Source organism: Arthrobacter sp. LAPM80 (assembly GCF_046736435.1).
Taxonomy (GTDB): Bacteria; Actinomycetota; Actinomycetes; order Actinomycetales; family Micrococcaceae; genus Specibacter.
In genome coordinates, this window is the sequence record NZ_JBCHVD010000031.1 from 1 (window position 1) to 20258 (window position 20258).

Annotated in this window: 19 protein-coding genes; 10 read left to right on the top strand and 9 right to left on the bottom strand. The window is 60.6% G+C overall.

The window, feature by feature from the left end; all coding sequences use genetic code 11:
- Positions 1-147: 147 nt before the first annotated feature.
- Entirely contained in the window at positions 148-792 is a 645-nt protein-coding gene (locus AAGW05_RS17900) for a DNA-binding response regulator (protein ID WP_411805918.1), read from the bottom strand.
- A 75-nt stretch (positions 793-867) separates the two neighbouring features.
- Here AAGW05_RS17900 and AAGW05_RS17905 point away from each other — a divergent pair, with 75 nt between their 5' ends.
- The 4 genes from AAGW05_RS17905 (at position 868) to AAGW05_RS17920 (ending at position 5763) form a co-directional block, all read left to right on the top strand.
- A complete protein-coding gene (locus tag AAGW05_RS17905; protein ID WP_411805919.1) occupies positions 868-1143 on the top strand; it encodes a hypothetical protein in 276 nt (91 codons plus the stop codon).
- Positions 1144-1660: 517 nt separating this feature from the next.
- Positions 1661-2719 carry a pyridoxal-phosphate dependent enzyme gene (locus AAGW05_RS17910; RefSeq protein WP_411805920.1) on the top strand — a complete coding sequence of 353 codons (1059 nt, stop codon included), beginning with the start codon at positions 1661-1663 and terminating at the stop codon, positions 2717-2719.
- A complete protein-coding gene (locus tag AAGW05_RS17915; protein ID WP_411805921.1) occupies positions 2638-4341 on the top strand; it encodes an FAD/NAD(P)-binding protein in 1704 nt (567 codons plus the stop codon). The genes AAGW05_RS17910 and AAGW05_RS17915 overlap by 82 nt, the downstream gene beginning before the upstream one ends.
- Before the next feature lie 63 nt (positions 4342-4404).
- Positions 4405-5763, top strand: a complete 1359-nt coding sequence (locus tag AAGW05_RS17920; protein WP_411805922.1) for an alanine racemase — start codon at positions 4405-4407, stop codon at positions 5761-5763.
- A 747-nt stretch (positions 5764-6510) separates the two neighbouring features.
- Here AAGW05_RS17920 and AAGW05_RS17925 read toward each other — a convergent pair.
- Together AAGW05_RS17925 and AAGW05_RS17930 are read right to left on the bottom strand one after the other, a co-directional pair.
- Positions 6511-7038, bottom strand: a complete 528-nt coding sequence (locus tag AAGW05_RS17925; protein WP_411805923.1) for a DUF427 domain-containing protein — start codon at positions 7036-7038, stop codon at positions 6511-6513.
- A 327-nt stretch (positions 7039-7365) separates the two neighbouring features.
- On the bottom strand, positions 7366-7815 hold the full coding sequence (locus tag AAGW05_RS17930) for a hypothetical protein (protein ID WP_411805924.1): 450 nt from the start codon (positions 7813-7815) through the stop codon (positions 7366-7368).
- 266 nt (positions 7816-8081) lie between these two features.
- On the opposite strand from AAGW05_RS17930, the gene AAGW05_RS17935 reads away from it, so the two are divergent.
- Genes AAGW05_RS17935 through AAGW05_RS17950 form a run of 4 tightly spaced genes read left to right on the top strand, consistent with a single transcriptional unit; the run spans position 8082 to position 10346 of the window.
- The gene (locus AAGW05_RS17935) at positions 8082-8417 is read left to right on the top strand and encodes a PadR family transcriptional regulator (RefSeq protein WP_411805925.1); all 336 of its coding nucleotides are present in this window, start codon (positions 8082-8084) and stop codon (positions 8415-8417) included.
- Positions 8414-8773, top strand: a complete 360-nt coding sequence (locus tag AAGW05_RS17940; RefSeq protein ID WP_411805926.1) for a DUF1048 domain-containing protein — start codon at positions 8414-8416, stop codon at positions 8771-8773. The genes AAGW05_RS17935 and AAGW05_RS17940 overlap by 4 nt, the downstream gene beginning before the upstream one ends.
- Before the next feature lie 14 nt (positions 8774-8787).
- Positions 8788-9588, top strand: coding sequence for an ABC transporter ATP-binding protein (locus AAGW05_RS17945; protein WP_411805927.1), 801 nt, complete (start codon positions 8788-8790; stop codon positions 9586-9588).
- Positions 9585-10346: an ABC transporter permease gene (locus AAGW05_RS17950; protein WP_411805928.1), complete on the top strand. Its 762-nt coding sequence runs from the start codon at positions 9585-9587 to the stop codon at positions 10344-10346. Before AAGW05_RS17945 ends, AAGW05_RS17950 begins: the two co-directional genes overlap by 4 nt.
- A gap of 144 nt (positions 10347-10490) precedes the next feature.
- Here the strand turns inward: AAGW05_RS17950 and AAGW05_RS17955 are convergent, their stop codons facing one another.
- Positions 10491-11342 carry an HAD-IIB family hydrolase gene (locus tag AAGW05_RS17955; RefSeq protein WP_411805929.1) on the bottom strand — a complete coding sequence of 284 codons (852 nt, stop codon included), beginning with the start codon at positions 11340-11342 and terminating at the stop codon, positions 10491-10493.
- A gap of 244 nt (positions 11343-11586) precedes the next feature.
- Between AAGW05_RS17955 and ptsP the strand changes: the two genes are divergently transcribed.
- Both ptsP and AAGW05_RS17965 read left to right on the top strand, forming a co-directional pair.
- Entirely contained in the window at positions 11587-13326 is a 1740-nt protein-coding gene (ptsP, locus tag AAGW05_RS17960; RefSeq protein WP_411805931.1) for a phosphoenolpyruvate--protein phosphotransferase, read from the top strand.
- Positions 13327-13359: 33 nt separating this feature from the next.
- Entirely contained in the window at positions 13360-13638 is a 279-nt protein-coding gene (locus AAGW05_RS17965; protein WP_411805932.1) for an HPr family phosphocarrier protein, read from the top strand.
- A gap of 529 nt (positions 13639-14167) precedes the next feature.
- Here the strand turns inward: AAGW05_RS17965 and AAGW05_RS17970 are convergent.
- From AAGW05_RS17970 to AAGW05_RS17990, 5 genes are all read right to left on the bottom strand, one after another.
- Positions 14168-14878, bottom strand: coding sequence for a YcnI family protein (locus AAGW05_RS17970; protein WP_411805933.1), 711 nt, complete (start codon positions 14876-14878; stop codon positions 14168-14170).
- A gap of 105 nt (positions 14879-14983) precedes the next feature.
- The gene (locus AAGW05_RS17975; RefSeq protein ID WP_411805934.1) at positions 14984-15571 is read right to left on the bottom strand and encodes a hypothetical protein; all 588 of its coding nucleotides are present in this window, start codon (positions 15569-15571) and stop codon (positions 14984-14986) included.
- Between the two features lie 46 nt (positions 15572-15617).
- Positions 15618-16379 carry an HAD family hydrolase gene (locus AAGW05_RS17980; RefSeq protein ID WP_411805935.1) on the bottom strand — a complete coding sequence of 254 codons (762 nt, stop codon included), beginning with the start codon at positions 16377-16379 and terminating at the stop codon, positions 15618-15620.
- Between the two features lie 167 nt (positions 16380-16546).
- Positions 16547-17188 carry a DUF5134 domain-containing protein gene (locus AAGW05_RS17985; protein WP_411805936.1) on the bottom strand — a complete coding sequence of 214 codons (642 nt, stop codon included), beginning with the start codon at positions 17186-17188 and terminating at the stop codon, positions 16547-16549.
- 210 nt (positions 17189-17398) lie between these two features.
- Positions 17399-19339, bottom strand: coding sequence for a primary-amine oxidase (locus AAGW05_RS17990; protein WP_411805937.1), 1941 nt, complete (start codon positions 19337-19339; stop codon positions 17399-17401).
- Positions 19340-20258: the final 919 nt, after the last annotated feature.

A 20258-nucleotide genomic window follows, 5' to 3' on the forward strand; every position in this document is an offset into this window, starting at 1 on the left:
TGGCCCTGACTTAGATGCCACGCCTTGGTCTGCAGCAAGGGGATACTGGCTAATCCCAGTTCGGGCCCGCTGCGCATCCACTCGGGCCTGTCATGCGCGCCAATAAAGACTGCTAGGTGCTGCAACGCCATTTGTGTCCGACTCTATTTACTGTCGGGGTGCGACCCGTTTGTGGTCTGGGATGAATCCATGCTCGAAGCCCCAGAGGATGGCGTTGGAGCGGTTGGCAACGCCGATACGGCGGTAACAGCTCCGGATGAAGGTCTTGACGGTGTTGACTGACAGCTGGACCCTATCGGCGATCTCGGTGTTGCTGAGGCCTTGGGTGATGAGTGCTAAAACTTCAGCTTCTCGTTGGGTCAGGCCCTCCTCGCGGCCGGGCCAGTCGCCGAGGCTGGCTTTTGCTTGACTGCCGGATCCGTGAAAAACTTGGCCCTTGCCTTGGTGAATCTCATAGAGTGAGCGGACTAGGCGTGCCGCGGGTAGCCCTTTTGACAGGTAACCGCTGGCGCCGTTGGCAAGTGCGGCCTTGACCCGGGTTTCATCGAGGTCCCACGAGTAGACAACCACTTTGCCGGCTAGCGGGTTTGCGGCCAGCTCATGCACGTCCTCCCGGTCTCCAGGCGTCGCTGCAAATGTGTCGTAGAGAGTAAGATCTACCGGTTTGGCTACGTTGCTGTTGAGGTCCAGTTCTACTACCTCCAGACTGTCCCCGTATGACCGGAGCATCATCTCCAACCCGCGAAGCACGATTTCATAATCATCAACCAAGGCGATACGAAGGCTTTCCATTCCACTACTATAGGGCAAAAAAGTTCACCCCTTGGGGTGAAGAAGTTCACCCCAATTGGGGCTAGGCTTCGGATTATGAACGCACTGCAAACGAAAAACGGCCATCGGCCGGAGGATGATGAGCTCGAACAGGCAAGTGTCCGGGACCTGATCGTGCAACTGGCCCTAACTGAGGAGGAGCGGCGGAATGCTGCGGATCCTGTGCGGATCGCCGTTCTCACCAGACGTGAGCAGACCATCATCGCCGCTTTGCGCTCGAATGAAATCTCGCTCGAATGTTCGCTCGGCCCAAACCCAGCGCGCCCCGGAACATGCCCAGATCCCACGGAAGACCAGAGGTTTCAAAGATGACGGCTAAGGCCACACGAGTGGCCATCTCGTGGGCGGACCGGCGGACACGGTGGCTTGGCGTTCGGTACCAAGGCTTTACTCATTCCAGGCAAACATAGCCCCGGGGGAATACCCGGTTCATGGTGACCAGTTCGGATATTAGTCGTCGGTCGTGGCGGTGCCGTGTAGCGTGGTCCCAAAACGGACGGAAGCCCACCCTGCGAGATGACGGGGCATATTCCTGTTTGGTCGATAGGGGTGGGACCTGATTGATTACATCTTGTCGCGTACTGAGCGCAAAGCGGCCATGACAGCGCCGACGGCCAGAAGTGCCATTTCCGATCCAGAACAGGAACATTTCGGCTCTGACGACAATTCCAAATCCCAGACGTACGATTCAGATGTGTCTACCTACAGCTCTGGTACCAGCAGCCACAAACGTTGGGACGGAAGCCTTGGTTATAGAAAGGTGAAATTCGAAAGCACCACGGTTCATCGATTGCGATAGTGCGCCGGGATGACTGTGGAGCGGTGCGAATTGACTTTCGTTATCGCAGTGAATGGCTCCTCGCTTTGGGTAAAGATATGGGAGGGTATGTTGAACAATTTAGGAATGTTGCAGCCATTTGTGACTCCGACGGTGAAGTTAAGCCGACTCTTTGAAGGTTATGACGTGGATGTTTATGCCAAGCTGGACTTGCTCCAGTTGGCAGGCAGCACAAAGGAGCGCACGGCGAATGGGTTGATCGAAGAACTTCTTGGATCGGGTCGGCTCCAGCCCGGCGGCATGGTCATTGAATCGACTTCCGGGAATTTGGGTATTGCGTTGGCGAGGCAGTGCGTGGTGCGGGGTGTGAGGTTCATGGCTGTGGTCGATGAGAATGCAAATGCTCTGGCTTTGGATCTCATGGAAGCGTACGGGGCCAGGGTTGATCGGGTCCAGACTCCTGCAGACGGGAATAAACTTGCAGCGCGCCGCCGCCGGGTTCGTGATCTTTTGGCGACGAATCCCGGTTCAGTGACGACCAATCAATATGGGTCATTGGCCAATCCGCGGGCTCACTTTGAAACGACGATGCCTGAAATTATTGCCGGATCCGGGGGAAACCTGGACTATCTTTTCGTTGCCACCAGCACCACGGGCACGCTGCTTGGTTGCCAGCAGTATGTGCGGGCACACGGCTTGGACACGAAAATTGTGGCTGTTGACTCTGTGGGTTCGGTGCTTTTCGGTGGACAAGCCGGTACCCGCCGACTACCAGGGTTGGGTGCCGGCATATTGCCGGAGCTGGCCGCTTCTGCCCAACCGGACCTCGTGTTCCAGATAGAGGAGATAGACATGGTGCGCGGTTGCAGGCGGCTGGCCCGCAGCGAAGGCATTCTTGCCGGTGCGTCGACTGGTGCCATTGTTGCCGCGATGGATAACCTGCTGCCCAGTCTTGAAGCGGGGACACGTTTGGCATTCATGGTCCATGACTCCGGTGTGCCCTACCTGCAGAGCGTCTACAACGATGAATGGGTTCGCAGCACGTTGAATGCCGAACCCGAACTCGACCAAAAACCTGGCGCCAATGCCAACGCGTACTCGAACCCTTGATCCGCATAGCTGCCATAGGCGGTGGGCCCAAGTGCCTTTTCGCTTTGCTCGCCCTCCACGACCTCATCCCTTCCGTTGCCGCACCGCGGGTTACCGTTGACGTTTACGATCCCTTGCCCCCAGGAGCGGGAAGTGTCTGGCGGGTCAGCCAGCCGAATGTACTTCGGCTGAATGTCAACCGGGGCATTGTTGACGCATCGTCATCGCTGAGTCATGAGGACTTCACCCGCTGGATTGACCGCATAGATCCTGCAATGTCGGGGGAAAAATATCCCCCTCGGGCACTCGTGGGCCGGTACTTAAGTGAGCAATTTCAGCTTTTGTGCCAGCGAGGGAACATCGACGTGAACCATGTCCCCGTAGTAGTCAACGGCGTCGAACGCGAGGCATCGCGGTGGCGGGTGAGCGGGCCATCCCGCTCGCAACTCTATGACGAGGTACTCCTTGCCACGGGACATGGACTGGCTGATGCGCTGCCCGCGGACCCGCTAGCGGGGGCACTGAATATCAATCCTCTCATCGGGGACTACGCTGCACTGAGCACGGCGGAAGTACCTCCGGAATCTTCGGTCTGGATTCGAGGTGCTGCGTTGACGGCCTACGACGTGGCACTGCTCCTGACGGAGGGCCGCGGTGGGTCATGGGAACCGGCCGGGGAAGACAGCGTCGGCATTCGGTATAGCGCAAGCGGAAAAGAACCCCGACGCATTACCTTATCCTCTCGAAGTGGGACGTTGATGGATCCCAAGCCCCAGGCTGTTCCTGAGGAGGTTACCGCCTGCCTTGCCGTGCATCGACAACGGTTGCGTCAATGGGGTGTGGAGGTCAGGGACGCGATGCCCGACGGCGGGCGCAGACTGGCCAGAATGTGGCTCGTCCTGCTCAACTGTGCCGTGGATTGTGCCAGTGTTATGGGTGCCCAGATCAGTGCCCTTGAGTTGTGGCGAACGGCGTTGACGGGAGAATCGGTAAGCGCCGGCCCCGGTGTCACGCAGTCGCCGCTGGCAGTGAACGCAGTCGTGCACCTGCGGAACAGCCTCTCGGTCAATGAGCTCAAGGCACCCCTCACTACGGGGTGGATTTGGGCCAGGGTATGGTCAGGACTTTATGCAGAGCTGGTCGTGGCCATGGACCGACTGCCACGGAACATGAGCGAATCGCGCCAATTTACGCGCGTGGCTCGCAATCTCGAAAGGTTCGCCTTCGGCCCGCCGGAGCTCACAGCGCGCAAGTTGGTGGCGCTTTTCGATGCCGGGATCCTCCACGTCGCGACGCCGGGGGGGCACCCGTCTGTAGGGGCCGTTCTCGTTGATGCCGTGACCCCGGGACCCGGAGTGCTTCTGGAGGCAGCACCACAAGGATGCCCCAACAGTGACCTGGTAGGGCGGCTTTTGAAAGCCGGGGAAGTCTCGGTCCGCCCGGGAGACCGTGGACTGCTGACAGAACCGGACGGAACCTGCCTGGCCCGCGACGGTTCCAGGAATGAATCATTGGTAGCACTGGGCCGACCCACCGAAGATCCAACGTTGGGCCATGACACCCTTAATCGATCCCTGCACGGGGAGCATCGATTGTGGGCCCAACGGGTGGCTTCCCGTACCATCGATCAAATCAACACCTAGGAAACAGTGATGCACGAAAAAATGTACGGCACTTCCCGGCTGACTGCCCGCCTCGAACCATGGATGAAGGAGACCCTGGGCGACCCCACCCTCTGCAGGGAACTGATCGCTACCTACGGTTCCCCGGTAAACCTTCACGATTACTCCGCCATGGGGGAGAACGTTAAGGAATTGAATAGCGCGGCAGCCGCGCATCACATCGACTTCCAAGTCTATTACGCACGCAAGGCGAACAAAACCATGGCAGCCATCGATCGCGCCATGTATGAAGCGTGCGGGGTGGATGTCGCGAGTATCAATGAACTGCGCCAATGTCTTGCCCGGGGAGTGCCGGCCACTCGGATCATTGTCAGCGCCGCAGTGAAATCAAAGGCCTTGATGGAGCTGGCAATCACGGCCGGGGTGACGGTCAGCTTGGACAACGAAGACGAACTACGCGACGTGATTGAACTGACCGGCAGCAGTGGGCAGCGCCTTCTGGTGGCATTGCGGCTTGCCATCACCCACCCGGACATCCCAGCCACGCGCTTTGGTCTTCCTGCCTCGGAGTGGATGCGCGTAGTGAACGACGTCGAGCTGGGAGCACAGGTCGAGGTTGCCGGCGTGCACTTTCACCTCAACGGCTACGACGCCCAGGCGCGCGCCCTCGGAATCCACGAGGCACTGGATGTCATCGGCCAACTGCGGAGCATGGGCCATAACCCGACGTTTGTGGACATGGGAGGCGGAATACCGATGTCTTATCTAGACAGTGCCGCCCAATGGGAGAATTTTTGGTCGACACTGGCCACATTGCCCGAGGGCGATGAATCACTGACTTGGAAATCGGACAGGCTTGGCTCCTCGGGCGGGGCACCCGGTACCGGGGTGTATCCCTACCATCAAGACCTCACCCGCGGCCGATGGCTGGATAAAGTATTAACGTATATGCCCGGACCCGGAGCGCCGTCAGTTGCCTCCGCACTGCGTGCTGCAAAGATCCAACTGCGCTGCGAGCCTGGCCGCTCACTGATGGACGGATGCGGACTCACTCTTGCCGAGGTCGCGTTCCACAAGAAACGCAGCGACGGAGTTCCTCTGGTGGGGTTGCACATGAATCGAACCCAGTGCCGTTCCACGTCGGCAGACTTCTTGCTGGATCCTATACTCGTCCAGGCCGCTCCTACAGGGCGGAAGCGTGCTTTTGACAGCGCTTTTCTGGTAGGCGCCTACTGTATCGAGGAGGAACTTCTACTCCGTCGCCGTTTCGAATTTCCTGAAGGGGTCGCGGCCGGGGACCTGATTGCCTTCCCCAATACTGCCGGATACCTCATGCATATTGTCGAAAGCGCTTCCCACCAGTTACCACTGGCCGCCAACATTCAGTGGGACGGGACAAAATGGGCAGCAGACGACATTGACCGCGAAAAACTCAGACTCTAGAAACGTCAACCTACCGCACTACACTGCTCCTATTCCCCCGCGCGAGCCGTCCCACGTTGGCGGAAACGGGGCGCGTCTGAGTATCCAATCTTGCGTAGCCTGGCACGGCGGCAGATCGCCGGCCTGCCATTAATCCGCCACCTGTGCGGGGAGAAGTGGTCCCTTTGGACATGTGTTTGAATTTGGTTCCGCTACCCTCGATGGATATTGAGCCGGGCAACGGTATGCGGGTGCTCCAGCCGACACAGGGGGTTCAGTTTGTTCTGTTGTCATTGGTACGGTGGATCAGCGATCCCAACGATGCACCAATGCATGGGCCGCACCTCGCGGGACGGACCTTGCCGCCATCTTGGTAGCCTGCTCGGGGACAGGTTTCGAATGCTTAGGAAATTGTTGGTTTAGTTGGTCAGGACCAGTGTCGTCTCTCCATCGGGTTGAAACTCGCTATGTGGCAGCGGTCAAACGGACTTTTTCACAGGCAGAAGACGTCCAAGATGCAGACCGTTCGGACCAGCTGTTACGGCCAACTCCTAGTAATCCGTCCCCGGCATCACGGTGGGAACATCGAGACTGAAAACGAATCACTTGCCGCGGATTTCCGTTCAGTGCCCGTCAGCGACTGGTCGGATCTGGCCCTGAGAGCCCTGTTCCTGCCGAGGACGGCCTGGAAGCGGCCGTTGGGGAATTCGCTGATTCGTTGGCTCAACTTTCCCGAACTTGATCGGTTCGGCCGGGCATTGGAAAACCTCACCACCCGGCTGTGCCCGGGCCGCCTTTGAACGGGCCAACGATGTGCGTGGTGATCCAACCGCCGTAGAAGTCGCCCTCCTGGAAGGTCACCTGTTCGCCGTTGACCTCGCAGGAGTCCATGTGCCCCGGGTCGAGGGCTACTCGGGTGCTGAGCTCCTCGAATCCCACGGCGGGTTCCGGGTAGGTCCACCCGGCACGGGGGACGACCACTGCGCCGGCAATGACGTCGAAGTAGTGCGCTTCTCCCTTGAACTCGCAGTGGGTGGTGCCCTGAACCGGGACAAGTACGCCAGAAGGGAATGACGCCAATGGCAAGTAGTAGACAGGCGGATGGCTGGTTTCCAGGACGCGCACTGCATCGGTGGTGTCGGCAATCACCTGCCCGCCAAGCCGAACCACGACCCGTTCCGATCGCGGCTCGAGTATTGGCGGCCGCGGGTAGTCCCACACCGATTCTTGACCTGCCTTGGGCTTGATGGGCTGCGGACGGCGAAAGGCGCCGGAAAAACCTTGAGCAGGAGTCATCTTCCCATGTTGCCATCTTCTGCTGGGATACCAATGGGAATCCTGGGGGAAGTTTCGGTTGCAACTGATCCCCCTTGAGGCACGAGGAGGTTTGGTGATCTGGCCTTCACTGCTGAGGGGCCACAGCGTTGGTGGTTGATTGGCTGTACCCGATGCAAGCCACCAGACGTGCGGCTGTTCCGGCCGCGTGATCCGGACTGTTGCTTTTGACGTCAGAATGGCCCCTTGTTGTAGCTTGCATTGTTCTAACTTCACCTTGCATGCAAAGGGGTTTATGGAGGTTGACTCAAAATTATGCCACAAATATCGAATGTCCCGTCCCAATCCTCACCTCCGACCGTCCGCAGCCTTCTGCTCAGTCCCACCCACAACAAGGAACGGTCCGGCCAGCTCCCCGGAGCCTCTCGCTATCAACGATGCACTGAGATCAATATTTAGCGTCGGAAACTTTTCGCTGGCCATGCGGAGGAACAACAACTCGGGCGCCGCCGTGCCCATCGCGGCCGGATTTTGCTCGCCCACTGTACTGCTGGGATTCATGACGCGTTGGCGCTCCGCCAACCTGTTGCGAAGCTCTGTGAGCTGCGCTTGGTCGGTGATCTCGACGGTCTCGATTTCAAGCCGGCCAGCTGGGTCCGTCTGAAACTCGTGCAATGCCGTGCGGGCGTTTCCTGCCACTGTCGCAACGTCGTGTGCACCTTTGTGGAGTGATTCCTGCGCGATGGCAAGGCTCAGCTCCCGTGAGGCACCGATCAGCAGGACGGTTGTGTGATTCACGTGCAGCCATGCCAGGTAATTCCTTGCATTGATGGGAGCGTATTTCACGTTCCGTTGGCCGCGTCCCTGGGGCCAGTGGAGACGGGTGAGCGGAGTGCTGCTGTCCAGGCTGAGGCGGCGGGTGAGGAAAAGGCGGCCCGTGCCGGCCGGCGTCGAGCCCGGAAAGGCTGATGCGAAATTTCCTGCCAAAACCTCTCGCATCCCACTACTCGGTGCTACTATGTAGTGGTAGTCAATATTACTGAGTAGCTCTAAGGGGGTGCGCAATGGGCAAACAAATGACTGAGATGCTCAAGGGCACGCTGGAGGGCATCGTTCTTGCCATCCTGGCGCGGGAGCCCGCCTATGGATACCAGATCACGGCGCGTTTGCGGGAGCAGGGCTTCACCGACATCGCCGAGGGGACCGTCTACGCGCTCCTCGTGAGAATTGAGAAGAACGGCCTGGTCGAGGTGGAAAAAGTCCCGTCCGAAAAGGGGCCGCCACGCAAGGTCTACTCGCTCAACGTCCAGGGACGGGCGTACCTCGAGGAATTTTGGAACACATGGGGTTTCCTGTCCGAAAAGTTGGGACAGCTCCGCCAGGGAAGGAACGGGTCATGAGTTGGATTGAAAAAGTCACCGGCGGCCTCGGTGACAAGAAGAAGTACCGGGAGTACAAGGCCCGCGTCCAGGGGTTGCCTGCAAACTACCGCACCACGATCGAGGCGATCGAACGATACCTGATGTACCGCGGCTCGATCACAAATGGTCAGGTCATGGTGACCATGCTGGAGGACCTTGCCGACCTCTTCGAGCAGAGCGCCGCGGAGGAAACCCCGATCCGCGACATCGTGGGGGAGGACCCGGTGGAGTTCGTGGAGGAATTTCTGAAGAACTACTCCGAGGGTCAATGGATTAACAAGGAACGCGAGAGGCTGGTCAAGTCCATCGACAGCGTCGCGGGTGAGGAACGGTAGAAAGGGGATTTCACATGGCAACCAGCCAGATCCCGGATCCCGCCATCCATGTGCAGGGCCTGTGTAAGTCATACAAGAAACTTGAAATTTTGCGCGGCGTCGACTTCGACGTCGCAAAAGGCTGCATTTTCGCTCTGCTCGGCTCCAACGGGGCCGGCAAAACCACCATCGTGAACATCCTGGCCACACTGTTGAAGTCCGACGCCGGAACTGCCGCCGTCAATGGCTTCGATGTCGCCACCCAGCCGGCCCGGGTTCGGGATTCGATCAGCCTTACGGGGCAGTTCGCGGCCGTCGATGAAATCCTCTCAGGACGCGAAAACCTCGTCCTGGTTGCCCGTCTGCGGCATCTGAAGAGTCCGGGAACCATCGCCGGGGAGCTCCTGACGCGTTTCTCCCTGGCCGGTGCGGGCGCGCGAAAGGTTGCCGAATATTCAGGTGGGATGCGCCGCCGCCTCGACATCGCCATGAGCCTGATCGGAAACCCGCCCGTCATCTTCCTCGATGAGCCAACTACCGGCCTTGATCCCGAAGGACGCCTGGAAGTGTGGGCCGCCGTGAAGGAACTTGCCGGACATGGCACAACCGTACTTCTGACGACCCAGTACCTTGACGAGGCCGAACAGCTGGCGGACGGGATCGGCATTCTGCACGAAGGCCGCATCATCTGCAACGGCACCCTGTCCGAGCTAAAGGCCCTGCTGCCGCCGGCGAAGGTCGAATACGTCGAGAAGCAGCCGACCCTTGAGGACGTCTTCTTCGCCGTCGTCGGCCGTGAAAGCGGCGCCGAAAAAAAGATTAAGGAAGGACCATGAACACGCATTTCTTCTCGGACACCACCGTCCTACTGGGGCGGTCCCTGCGCCACATCACACGCAGCATGGACACGATCATCACCACAACGGTCATGCCGATCGCGTTCCTGCTGCTGTTCGTCTACGTTTTCGGCGGCGCCATCCAGGCCGGTCCCGGGAACTACGTCGACTACCTACTCCCCGGCATTCTGCTCATCACGATAGCCTCGGGCATCTCCTACACCGCCTACCGGCTCTTTCTTGACATGAAGAGCGGGATCTTCGAACGCTTCCAGTCCCTGCCCATTGCCCGCTCCTCAGTGCTGTGGGCGCACGTTTTGACCTCGCTGGTTGCCAATCTTGCCTCGCTTCTTGTGGTGGTGGGCGTGGCGCTGATCATGGGCTTCCGCTCCGGCGCCGGGGTACTGGCGTGGGTCGCGGTTGCCGGCGTCCTGGCCGTTTTTACCCTGGCGCTGACCTGGTTGGCGGTCATTGCGGGCCTCTGCGCCAAGACGGTCGACGGCGCCAGTGCGTTCTCCTACCCGCTGATCTTCCTGCCGTTCATCAGTTCGGCCTTCGTGCCAACAGCCACCATGCCCGGCCCCATCCGTGCCTTCGCGGAGAACCAGCCAGTCACCTCGATCGTCAATGCGATCCGGGCCCTGTTGGCCCAGCAGCCAGTGGGCACCAGCCTCTGGATCGCGCTCGCTTGGTGCGTTGGCCTCCTAATCTCTGCCTACGCCATCGCCATGGCCGTGTATCACGGCAAGATCTCCTGAAGCGTTCGACGGCGGCGCCTCCCGGAATGCCGGCGCCGATGCGGGAGGGCCCTTGGCTATTTCCCTGCGTTGACGCGCAACGCGCCTGGCATGGATTCGGAACACGGGCTTGTGGCGGATCAAATCCACGGGACGGGGCTCGTATTACACGAGTCCCAGTTCGGCGAAGGCCTTGGCGATCCCGTCCTTGCTCGGCGGCATCGCGGTGCGGTCCGCCAGGTCCAGCAGGGCTGGGTGTGATCCCTCAATGGCGACGCCGATGCCGGCGTAGGAGAGCATCTCAAGGTCGTTCTCGCCGTCACCGAAGGCGATGGTGTCCGCGCGGGCAATGCCCAAGTGGGCGCTGGCGATGCGGACGCCGTCGGCCTTGCTGATGCCGCGCTGGAACATCTCGCCCGCATGGGTGCCCTCGGCCGCAATGGAATTGGCCACGACGGCGATCTCGGCGCCGATCTGCGCGGCAATTTCGTCCACGGGCACAGGGGATTCATACACGGAAATCTTTGAGATCCTGGGTGTGTCTGCGGTCCACGGGGCAAGCGAACCGATGATGCCCGACGTGCCGATTTCCACGCCGTCGGGGGCCTGCCTGAAGTGTTCCTCGATGATGGCGCGCAGGCGTGCCTCCACAGCCGGGGGAGTCTGGAGGGTCTCTTGTGCCTCCATGATGTAGACGGCGTTGTGGGCATCGAGCGCGGCGAGAGTCCTTGCGGCCAAGTCGGCGGGGAAGCGCCGGTCAAGGAGGGCCTCACCGTCAACCTCAACGTAGGCACCCGCGCTCGTCACCAGACCGTCGAACCCGGCCGCCAGGATGTTCGCCGGAAGCATCGACTTGGGGCGCCCCGTGCACAGGAGCACCTTGTGCCCGGCAGCACGGGCCGCACGAACTGCGCGGGAGTGGGCCTCGGGAACAACGCCGTAGTCGGCGTACGTGCCGTCCACATCCAGGAAGACGGCGTGGATGGGTTTTGCGGGGGCGAATGGCTCGGCGTTCATGATCAGGGAGTCTACCGTCGAGCAGTGACAGGCGGGGGCCGGCGGCGACGGCCCCGGGAGATGACACCGGCGCATGCCCGGATTTGACGCCGCTCGCATGAGTTCCGCACACTGGAGGGAGGATATGTAACTGGTCATCCAGGCAGGATCCGATCATGGAGCGAACGACAGCTCTGTGGTCGGGTCCTTTTTTATTGCCGTGGGTGGCCAAACAACGCGGTTTGGCAGTTCCCGAGGAGAAGAAATGAACAACGACGACATGGCTTCAGCGACCCACCCGCGGCAATTTTCAGGGGTGGGCGTGGCCCCCGGACGCGTGCTAGGAGCGGTGCGTCAGATGCCCAAGCCGGTGCAGGAGCCGCTGGCTACAGCCTCCACTGCTACCGATGCAGGCGCCGAAGCGCAACGCATCAAGGACGCGGCGAAGTCCGTCCAGGCCGAACTTCGGGGCCGGGCCGCCGCCATTGAGGGCGAGGGCAGGGAAGTCCTGGAAGCAACGGCTCTCATGGCCGCGGACCCCATGCTCGTGAAGTCCGCCATCAAGCTTCTTGCAGCAGGAACCCCCGGCGGGGCACGCACGGCCGAACGCGCCATCTGGGAAGCCGGTGCCGGTGTGGCCGAAAAGCTCAAGGCGCTTGGCGGTTACATGGCCGAGCGCGTCGCCGACGTCCTTGATGTCCGCGCCCGCATCGTCTCTGAGCTGCGCGGCCTGCCCGCCCCGGGCATCCCCGCCTCCGACGCCCCGTTCATCCTTGCCGCCGAGGATCTTGCCCCGGCCGACACCGCAACTCTTGACCCGGCCCAGGTCATCGCCTTGATCACCTCGAGCGGCGGACCGCAATCGCACACGGCCATCCTTGCCCGCGCGCTGGGACTGCCCGCCGTCGTCGCAGCCCCCGGCGTGGACACGATTGCCGACGGAACTGAGGTTTACGTTGACGGCGCCGCCGGTACCATCACCGAGGAGCCCGGCGCCAAGCTGAAGCTTGCCGCCGAAACTTGGGCCGAGCAGGCTTTTGCGCTCGCAGCCTTCGCCGGGAGCAACGCCCTGGCCGACGGCTTTGCCGTGCCGCTGCTGGCCAATGTCGGCACGGGTGCCGACGCCGTCAAGGCTGCCGACGCCGGCGCCGAAGGTATCGGCCTGCTGCGCACCGAATTCTGTTTCCTGGACCGCGACAAGGAGCCCACGGTGGAGGAGCAGATTTCCGCCTATGGCGCCGTCTTTGCAGCCTTCCCCGGCAAGAAGGTGGTTGTCAGGACCCTCGACGCCGGGGCCGACAAGCCGCTGCCGTTCCTGACGAACGCCGACGAGCCCAACCCCGCGCTGGGTGTCCGCGGCTACCGCACGGAGATGACCTCCCCCGGTGTCCTTGAGCGTCAGCTCGAGGCCATTGCTGCGGCCGAAGCCCTCCACCAGGCCCAGGTCTGGGTCATGGCCCCCATGATTGCGACGGCTGAGGAAGCAGCGCAGTTCGCAACCCTGTGCGCCGCGGCCGGCCTGCAGACCCCCGGCGTCATGGTCGAGGTGCCCTCTGCCGCGCTCACATCCTCCACCGTCCTGCGGGAGGTCGCCTTCGCCTCGCTGGGCACTAACGACCTCACCCAGTACGCCATGGCGGCCGACCGCCAGCTCGGCCCGCTCGCCATCCTGAACGACCCGTGGCAGCCCGCGGTGCTGCAGCTCGTGAAGCTGACGGCCGACGGCGCCGCCCTCGCCAGCGCCGCAACGGGCTTGCCCAAGCCGGTGGGAGTCTGTGGTGAGGCGGCCGCGGACCCGGCCCTCGCCGTCGTACTTGTCGGCCTGGGTGTTGCGTCGCTGTCCATGAGCGCCCGTGCACTTGCCGCAGTCTCCGCAGTCCTGGGAACCGTCACCTTGGCGCAGGCCCAGGAGCTGGCCGCAAAGGCACTTGCTGCGCCGTCGGCCACCGCGGCGCGTGCGGCGGTCCGTGCGGGGCTGCCCGTCCTGGCCGATCTCGGCCTGTAATTTTCATCCCCATTTTTCAATCAAGGAGCAAGAATGTCTGAACGTAACGCAACCATCGCCAGCAGCGTTGGCCTGCATGCCCGTCCCGCCGCGATCTTCGTCGAAGCGGCAGCGGAACTGGATCTGGAGGTCACCATCGCCATGGCAGGCGAGCCGGCCGAGGACGCCATGGATGCGGCAAGCATCCTTTCGCTCATGAGCCTCGGTGCAGCCCACGGTGACGTGGTGGTGCTCCGTGCCGAGGGTGCCGGTGCCGAGGAGGCACTTGAGCGCCTGGTGAAGATCCTGGAAACGGACCACGACGCCGCGTAATTGCCGCGGTGTGTCTGTCAGGGTGGGTCTGCTCGATTTTCGGGCAGGCCCACCCTTTTTGGTGCTTCCTGCCGTCCGGAACCAAACGATGCCCTTGGCGGCATAACTGCCCGAACCAACGCCCTGAGCCGCCGGCTTCACGGCGCCGCAGTGCCATTTCGGGGTGAACGGTTTCCTGGGAGCGGGCGCATTCGATCGTGGTGAATCAACGACCGACACATCGTCACAGCCGCGTCCACGTGAGCATCCGGGGTGGGCGTTTGCTTTGATACCGCCGTTCCTGGACACCCCTGCCCTGAATGCCCTTACGCCACGCCGCACCCCTTGGAACTACTCATCTAGCGGCCGTTGGACTTCTCATGGCGGCCAAGAAAACAAGGGCTAGGATGGCTCGCCCAAGAACGTTCATGCACCATCGTGCCTGAATCGGTCTCTGCAGGGTGTATCCAATTTTGCCAAGATGCGGCTTCGAACAGTGGAGGGGAGGAGCCCGGATCCGGGTTCCTCCCCTCCACTGTTCTCCCACAGACTACTTGGCAGTGGGAGCCTTGAGCCGGCCGGTAAGGACCAGTCCCAGGGCGGTGCCGCCCAGCAACAAGCCGGCAGCACCGAGGACTATTCCCCAGATAGTTCCAGCAGTGGCGGCTGAGCGTTCCATAATCATCGGTGTCACTGCGTCTGCGGTGCTGATTGCCGCCGTCGTTACGAAGGAAGGAGCGGGGTGCTCGGGATGGGCCTGGCCTGTGACCGTCTTTTCATCCCACTTCACCACTGTCCCGTCCATGTAGGTCTGGGCCGCCGGCAACATGACTGTGGTTCCGGCGGCGGGCAGCTTGCCCAGGGACAGGGCGAACGACTGGTATTCGTTTTGACCGATCTGGTGGGCGGCATCGGCCGTCCACTCCACGGAAGTGGCGGCCTTGGTTACCGTGGCGTCGCCCACCGTCACGGGCTTGGGGAGCTTTGTGGTGACGACCTGGGCCGTCCAGCCTTCCACCGGCTTCACGGACACCGAGGTGAAAGGCGTGTCGGTGGGCAGTTGAACCACAAGCTTGCTGGTCTTTGCCGTTGCGGATTCGTTGGGGACGTTGAACGTCACATGCGTGTAGCCGTTGGCGGTAGTGCTGTCGGGGGAGACCTTCACATGCGCGGAAGCAGCGGCTGAGCCTGCGGCCAGGAAGGCTGCGACGAAGGCAGCGGTGGCCACTGCCTTGATAGTGCGGTGTGCTGAGATTGTCATGGTGGGCCTTTCCGAGGCTTTGTGTCATTGAAGTGTGGGCCGTTTTGACGGCCGGTGACGTGCCGCTACGCAGGCGGGGACGCGGACCACACCGGTGGGGCGTGCCTACATCGCGGCTACCAGAATCGGTGGGCCACGGTGGTGACGGACCGGCAGGGGGACGGCCATGGCGGCCTTTGCCGACAGCCGGGTTCCCGGTGCGGCGTTGATGCGCGACGGCGCGGGGATGGGGACAATGACAAGTCCCTTGATGGTGGTGATCCGCATGCGCAGCGCATCCAGCACCCTGACCGCGCTGGCCTCCCCGTAGCGCAGGAACACAATGGTCAGCGCAGCTGCGGTGGAGTGGCTGAGCCACATGCTGCCATCGTGGCCGGCATGCCCCATGCCCATGCCGCCATGTTGGCCTGCTGCCATGGCCGATGAGGACATGGATGCCGGAGCGCCCGACGAGAGGCTGAAGAGCAGGTGAAACAATCCTTCACTGGTTACCACCGCAGTCACCAGATTTTTCAGCGACAGCACACGCCGGGCCAGGGCGCTGCACACGAGGGCGGAGATGGCCAGGGAGACAAAAATGAGCACCGGATGTGGGGCGTCGCCGCCGCCCAAGACGTGGGAGAGCGCGGCGGCTGAGGTGGCGAAGACCGCTGCAGTCCATCCACGGAGCTGGCATGCGTAACGGTTGGTCACGGGCTCTCCTTGGTCCTTATTTTTGAGGCTGCTTGTGGATAGTGGTTTAACTTTTGTGGGGGTTATTGTTTTTGGTTTTTGGTGTGTGGTGGGGTTTTTGGGTGATGTGGATGCCGGCGGGTGTTGTTGTGAATTGGATTTCGGTGAGGCTGGTAATGGTGAGGTCGGCGTTTAGGTCTGCTGTTTCGTGCGTGCCTGTTACTGCCAGGGTTGTGCATCCGGCGTTGTGGGCGGCGTGTAGTCCGGCTGGTGCGTCTTCGATGACGAGGCAGTTGGCTGGTTCGTAGCCTAGCCATTGGGCGCCTAGTAGGAAGGGTTCGGGGTGTGGTTTGCCGTGGATGACGTCGTCGAACGTGACGATTACCCGGGGTGTTGTCAGTCCGGAAGCCATGATGCGTATTGCGGCTAGGGGGCGTGTGCATGAGGTGACGATCGCTTTGCGATTTTCGCCGATGGCTGAGAGCGCTTCGGTGGCTCCTGGAAGGATGGTGATGTCGCTGATTTCGGCCATTTCAAGTTCTTGGATGCGTTCAAAGGATCTCTGGAATTCCTTGGCTGGGACGAGGGAAGCTACGATGTCCCGGGCTGGATGGCCGTGTCTGCCGTCAAGGAATGCCGGGTCTAGTCCATGTTCGGCTCCCCAGGTGAGCCAGGCCCGAAGTACTGCAGGGGTTGAGTCGATGAGGGTGCCATCCATATCGAAGAGGACAGCGTCAAAGGTTTCTCCGATCACAGCTCGCAAAGATCTGCTCATCCCAGTGGTGGGGGTTGCTGAGGTAGGGGTGGTGAGGTCATTGAGGGTGGTCATGGGTGCGGTATCTTTCGTTCTCTGGATTTATGGTGGCTTCTTTGTGGAGAGTTTTCAGTCTGGTTTCCCGGTGTGAGTGGTTTGTTTTTATGGCATGAAGTATCCGTAGGGGGACCCGTCTGCTATGAGTAGTTTGTGGATCGCACCGGCATGGATGAGTGTGTTTTTTATGTGGTCATGGTGGCGAACATGAGGGCCATGATGGCGGCGGCGATGGCTTCGATTCCGTGTTCTGCGCGGTGGGTGCGTTGTGGGGTTCCTGGGTGGGGGTGTGTGTTTTTCTTGGTCCGGGTTAGCAGGAGAAGGATGATGAAGGTCATGGTTGCAGCTGCGAAGAATAGGGTGAGGAGGATTGCCAGGTTGGGTGAGTAAGCCGATGGTGCTGTAGTGGTGTTTTTTAGTGGGGCTGCCATCGCGTGGTGGTCGTGTGACATTGACATTGGGTTGGTTGGAGCGCTTGTGTAGCTGGAGGTGGTTAGTCCATCCATCATGGCTATCATGAGGGCTGCGCCGGCCATGCTGAGGCTGTGGTAGAGGCATTTAAGACGTTCGCGACTATCCGTACAGAGCATTTTGACTTCCGGCCGGGCAACGGCCTGCAGGATAAACCACAACGCCGCGCCAGCGAGGACTGCAATCTGAGCCAGCATGAATGAGGACCCGAGGTGCCATAACATGGCTGCCATGAGGACGTGCATGAGGGTGTGGAGGCTTTGGTTGATCCGGTCGGTGAGGTGGCGGGATCGTGCAGCTTGTAGGAGGTGATGGCTGCCGCTGAGAAGCAGGATGGTCGTGAGGGTCCAGGTCATTGCTGGGGTGTTGAACAGGCGGATCACGCTCCGAGGACGGTGGTGGATTGGGGTTGGAGACGAGTGTGGTCCCCGAGGCTGCTGGTTGCAGCGTCGGGGACCTCCCGTTGTGTGGAGTTCCTTCTCCAGTTCCGTCGTTTCAGGTTGGCTGTGACAGCGGAACTTTTTGGGTTTTTTTGTTTACTCCACAGGGTGTGGCTGTGCTGCTTGTTAGTTTTCTTTGCAGCACTGTGTGGTGGTGGTGGCTGGCGTGGTTTCTGAGCTGGGTAGGTTCAGGGTGGGGTTTTGGTCGAAGAATCCGTGGGGTTCGATCATGAAGCCGATGTTCTGGCGGGGCATGACGGGCCAGTCTTCGAGTCGGACGACGTGGTGCATGCCGAAGGTGTACCAGACCACGAGGTCTTGATCGACGATGTTCCGGTCTGCTTTGGTCCATGCTGGTAGTCCGTCGTCGCCGCCGGTGCTTTGGTTGGGGAATTCTCCGGCTGCGAAGCGCTCATTGCGGTCGTAGGCGGTGACCCAGAGGTTGTTGCGTGCAAACTGCGCGCGCTGGCTGACGTAGGCGTCGTCCCCGGCTGCCAGGGTGATGGCGTTGGTGGGGATGAGGCGGTAGGCTACCGGTTCGTCCACGATGTTCTTGCTCTCGTGGTTGACGATCTTCCAGAAGCGGTGCTTGGATACGTCTGCCTTGCGGATGGCTGCTTGTTCGGTTTCTAGGAGTCGATCGACTGCCTTGAACGCGGTGTGTGTGGGGTTGTGCTCCGGGATTTCCATGTCTACTTCGTAGACGGAGTTCTTCGGACCGTCGAGTTCGAAGTCCATCCGGACGTTGAAGATGTGTTGGTGGATGGGTGCGTACAGTCCGTCGTTATTTAGTGCCTGACCGTAGGGGGTTTTCGCCCCGGGGTGCTGTGCTGCTGTGGAGAGGATTCCGGTGGCCTTGACCAGGAATTCGATGCTTCCGTCGAGGTAAAGGTGCCAGTAGAATCCGTATTCGTAGTTGGCAACGGTGGCGATGAAGGAGATCACGAGCTTGCGGCTGCGTCGGACTTCGGCGGTGCCCTCACGGAAGTCGAAGTGCTTCCACATGATGCTGTCGTCTTCTTCGTGCATGCAGATGGCATTGGCGATGGTCATCGGGTTGCCGTGGCTGTCGGTGGTGATGCCGTCGAAGTATTTGATCTCGCCCAGGCAGTCACAGCCGAGCTTGAGGGAATTGGCCATGTTGCCGATGTTGTATTCACCGGAGTCGAAGGCGTTCTTCTTGGCTTGGACGGGGGCCGGGTCACCGTAGGGGACGACCATTTCCGTCAGGGAGGCCCTGTTGATCACGGGCCGGTCAACGCCCTTGTCCTGGAAACTGAGCTGGTGCAGGACGAGGCCTTCGCGGGGGTTGAAGCCAACACGGAACTTCCAGTCGGCCCACTGAACATGGTTCCCTGTCACCTTGAAGGAAGCACCTTCGGGCTGGGTGATGGAGATGGGCTTCAGGTCGGTGCGGGCTTCTCCGACGTACTCGGGGACGTAGTTGCCACTGGCACGGGGTACAGGGATGGACTCGTTGTCCTCAACTTTAACAACCTGGCCGGAGCTAAGGTCGTAGAAAACAACGAAGTTCTCGATCGGGTGCGCGTACGGGCTATCGGTGGGATTGTCGCGAACGAACACCAGGGCGCGCATCAAACGCCGTCCCTGGGCGTCTTCGCCGAAGTAACCCACCGACCACGGCTCGAAGCACACCAAGTCCAGATTCGTCAGGCCACGGGCGGCGAGGGCCTTAATGACGTTCGGGTCCTTTCGGCATGCGTCCTCACACTCGGCAAACTCATCCAGCATAAAAGGCGGCTGGACTCCGGTAGCCAATTGAGTCCACTGAGTAACGACACCAGCATCAAGATCAACAATCGCGGAGTACGCAACACCCGCTCCACGATCAATAAGAACTGCGTCTGCTTCACGTACCGTTTCACTACCGGCCCGCAACAGTTCCTTATCCGGCTCGCGCATCTCAACACTGATGAAGCGGAAGGTTTCCGCCGCAGCAGGACCAGCCTTAAGGATCGAAACCGCCCGGGAAATCTCGGCACGAGAAAGCTGATCAAGAGGGTGCGAAACCCCAACTGCGGTATTAATTTCAGTACTGATAGACATGGAAATCTCCTTTGATTCATGAAGAGGGTCATGTGGGGGTCATCCGCAAACCCGACAACCTAATATTTAGGGGACAGGCTAGCTCCACTGACGTGACGCCGGTCGTGGTTTTTCGACTTAGATTTGATCTTCAACCGGTATCCACCAATGGAGCTTTTATGGATTGGTATTCATCCTCCATGTATAAAAAAATAGGAGCAACGCTTCTTCCGGATGGACCTGACTACACTTTAGGATGGCCGCGTATCCTCACCCCGACTCAGTCATCTTGCAAAGTCATGTAAGCGGCCGGTGCCGCGACTCTGAGGAGATGGCCGGATGGGACTCCGAAACGGCCCGGGAGTACCTCGCGGATCTGGTAACCGGCGCCCCGCATGCAACCACACTGGGCCGTGTGTTCGAACTTCTCAATGCACAGACGCTGGATCGGCCGGCGGGGGACTGAGAACAAGCGGCTACGGCACTGTCCGCGATCGCCCTCGATGGCAAGGAAGTGCAGGGTGCGCAGGACGGACGCGGTTCACACGTACATCTCCTGGCGGCCGTTGAATACCGGACCGGAGGTGTCTTGGGATGCAACCCGTCTCTGCGGCTGAGAAGTCCGCCGACGTCCCCAACTTTTCAACGCTTTCGGGCGACATCAAGGACCTAAGGGAATCATCACTACGGCTGAGGCACTCCACGCCTGGGGGCTTAGGCAGGGTCGGGAACGCAAGCCGGCCGAGACGGATACCTGGGCTCAAGGACCCCTGACCATCAAAACGCCGTCATCAGCAACGTGAAGTGTCCAGCGGACTCTGGTCACAGTCGGGTGACGGTTTTCCTGGTTCGTTGATTTTCCGGTGATCTTCGCACCAAGGGTGCGCCAAATCATCGGGCTATGCATGAGGAAATGACTTGGTGTTATGCGCGACGATAT

What these genes read in the sequence shown, in the direction of transcription:
- AAGW05_RS17900 (WP_411805918.1), bottom strand. Translation starts at nt 792, where the DNA reads ATGGAAAGCCTTCGTATCGCCTTGGTTGATGATTATGAAATCGTGCTT.
- AAGW05_RS17905 (WP_411805919.1), top strand. Translation starts at nt 868, where the DNA reads ATGAACGCACTGCAAACGAAAAACGGCCATCGGCCGGAGGATGATGAG.
- AAGW05_RS17915 (WP_411805921.1), top strand. Translation starts at nt 2,638, where the DNA reads ATGGGTTCGCAGCACGTTGAATGCCGAACCCGAACTCGACCAAAAACC.
- AAGW05_RS17920 (WP_411805922.1), top strand. Translation starts at nt 4,405, where the DNA reads ATGAAGGAGACCCTGGGCGACCCCACCCTCTGCAGGGAACTGATCGCT.
- AAGW05_RS17925 (WP_411805923.1), bottom strand. Translation starts at nt 7,038, where the DNA reads ATGACTCCTGCTCAAGGTTTTTCCGGCGCCTTTCGCCGTCCGCAGCCC.
- AAGW05_RS17935 (WP_411805925.1), top strand. Translation starts at nt 8,082, where the DNA reads ATGGGCAAACAAATGACTGAGATGCTCAAGGGCACGCTGGAGGGCATC.
- AAGW05_RS17940 (WP_411805926.1), top strand. Translation starts at nt 8,414, where the DNA reads ATGAGTTGGATTGAAAAAGTCACCGGCGGCCTCGGTGACAAGAAGAAG.
- AAGW05_RS17945 (WP_411805927.1), top strand. Translation starts at nt 8,788, where the DNA reads ATGGCAACCAGCCAGATCCCGGATCCCGCCATCCATGTGCAGGGCCTG.
- AAGW05_RS17950 (WP_411805928.1), top strand. Translation starts at nt 9,585, where the DNA reads ATGAACACGCATTTCTTCTCGGACACCACCGTCCTACTGGGGCGGTCC.
- AAGW05_RS17955 (WP_411805929.1), bottom strand. Translation starts at nt 11,342, where the DNA reads ATGAACGCCGAGCCATTCGCCCCCGCAAAACCCATCCACGCCGTCTTC.
- ptsP (WP_411805931.1), top strand. Translation starts at nt 11,587, where the DNA reads ATGAACAACGACGACATGGCTTCAGCGACCCACCCGCGGCAATTTTCA.
- AAGW05_RS17965 (WP_411805932.1), top strand. Translation starts at nt 13,360, where the DNA reads ATGTCTGAACGTAACGCAACCATCGCCAGCAGCGTTGGCCTGCATGCC.
- AAGW05_RS17970 (WP_411805933.1), bottom strand. Translation starts at nt 14,878, where the DNA reads ATGACAATCTCAGCACACCGCACTATCAAGGCAGTGGCCACCGCTGCC.
- AAGW05_RS17980 (WP_411805935.1), bottom strand. Translation starts at nt 16,379, where the DNA reads ATGACCACCCTCAATGACCTCACCACCCCTACCTCAGCAACCCCCACC.
- AAGW05_RS17985 (WP_411805936.1), bottom strand. Translation starts at nt 17,188, where the DNA reads ATGACCTGGACCCTCACGACCATCCTGCTTCTCAGCGGCAGCCATCAC.
- AAGW05_RS17990 (WP_411805937.1), bottom strand. Translation starts at nt 19,339, where the DNA reads ATGTCTATCAGTACTGAAATTAATACCGCAGTTGGGGTTTCGCACCCT.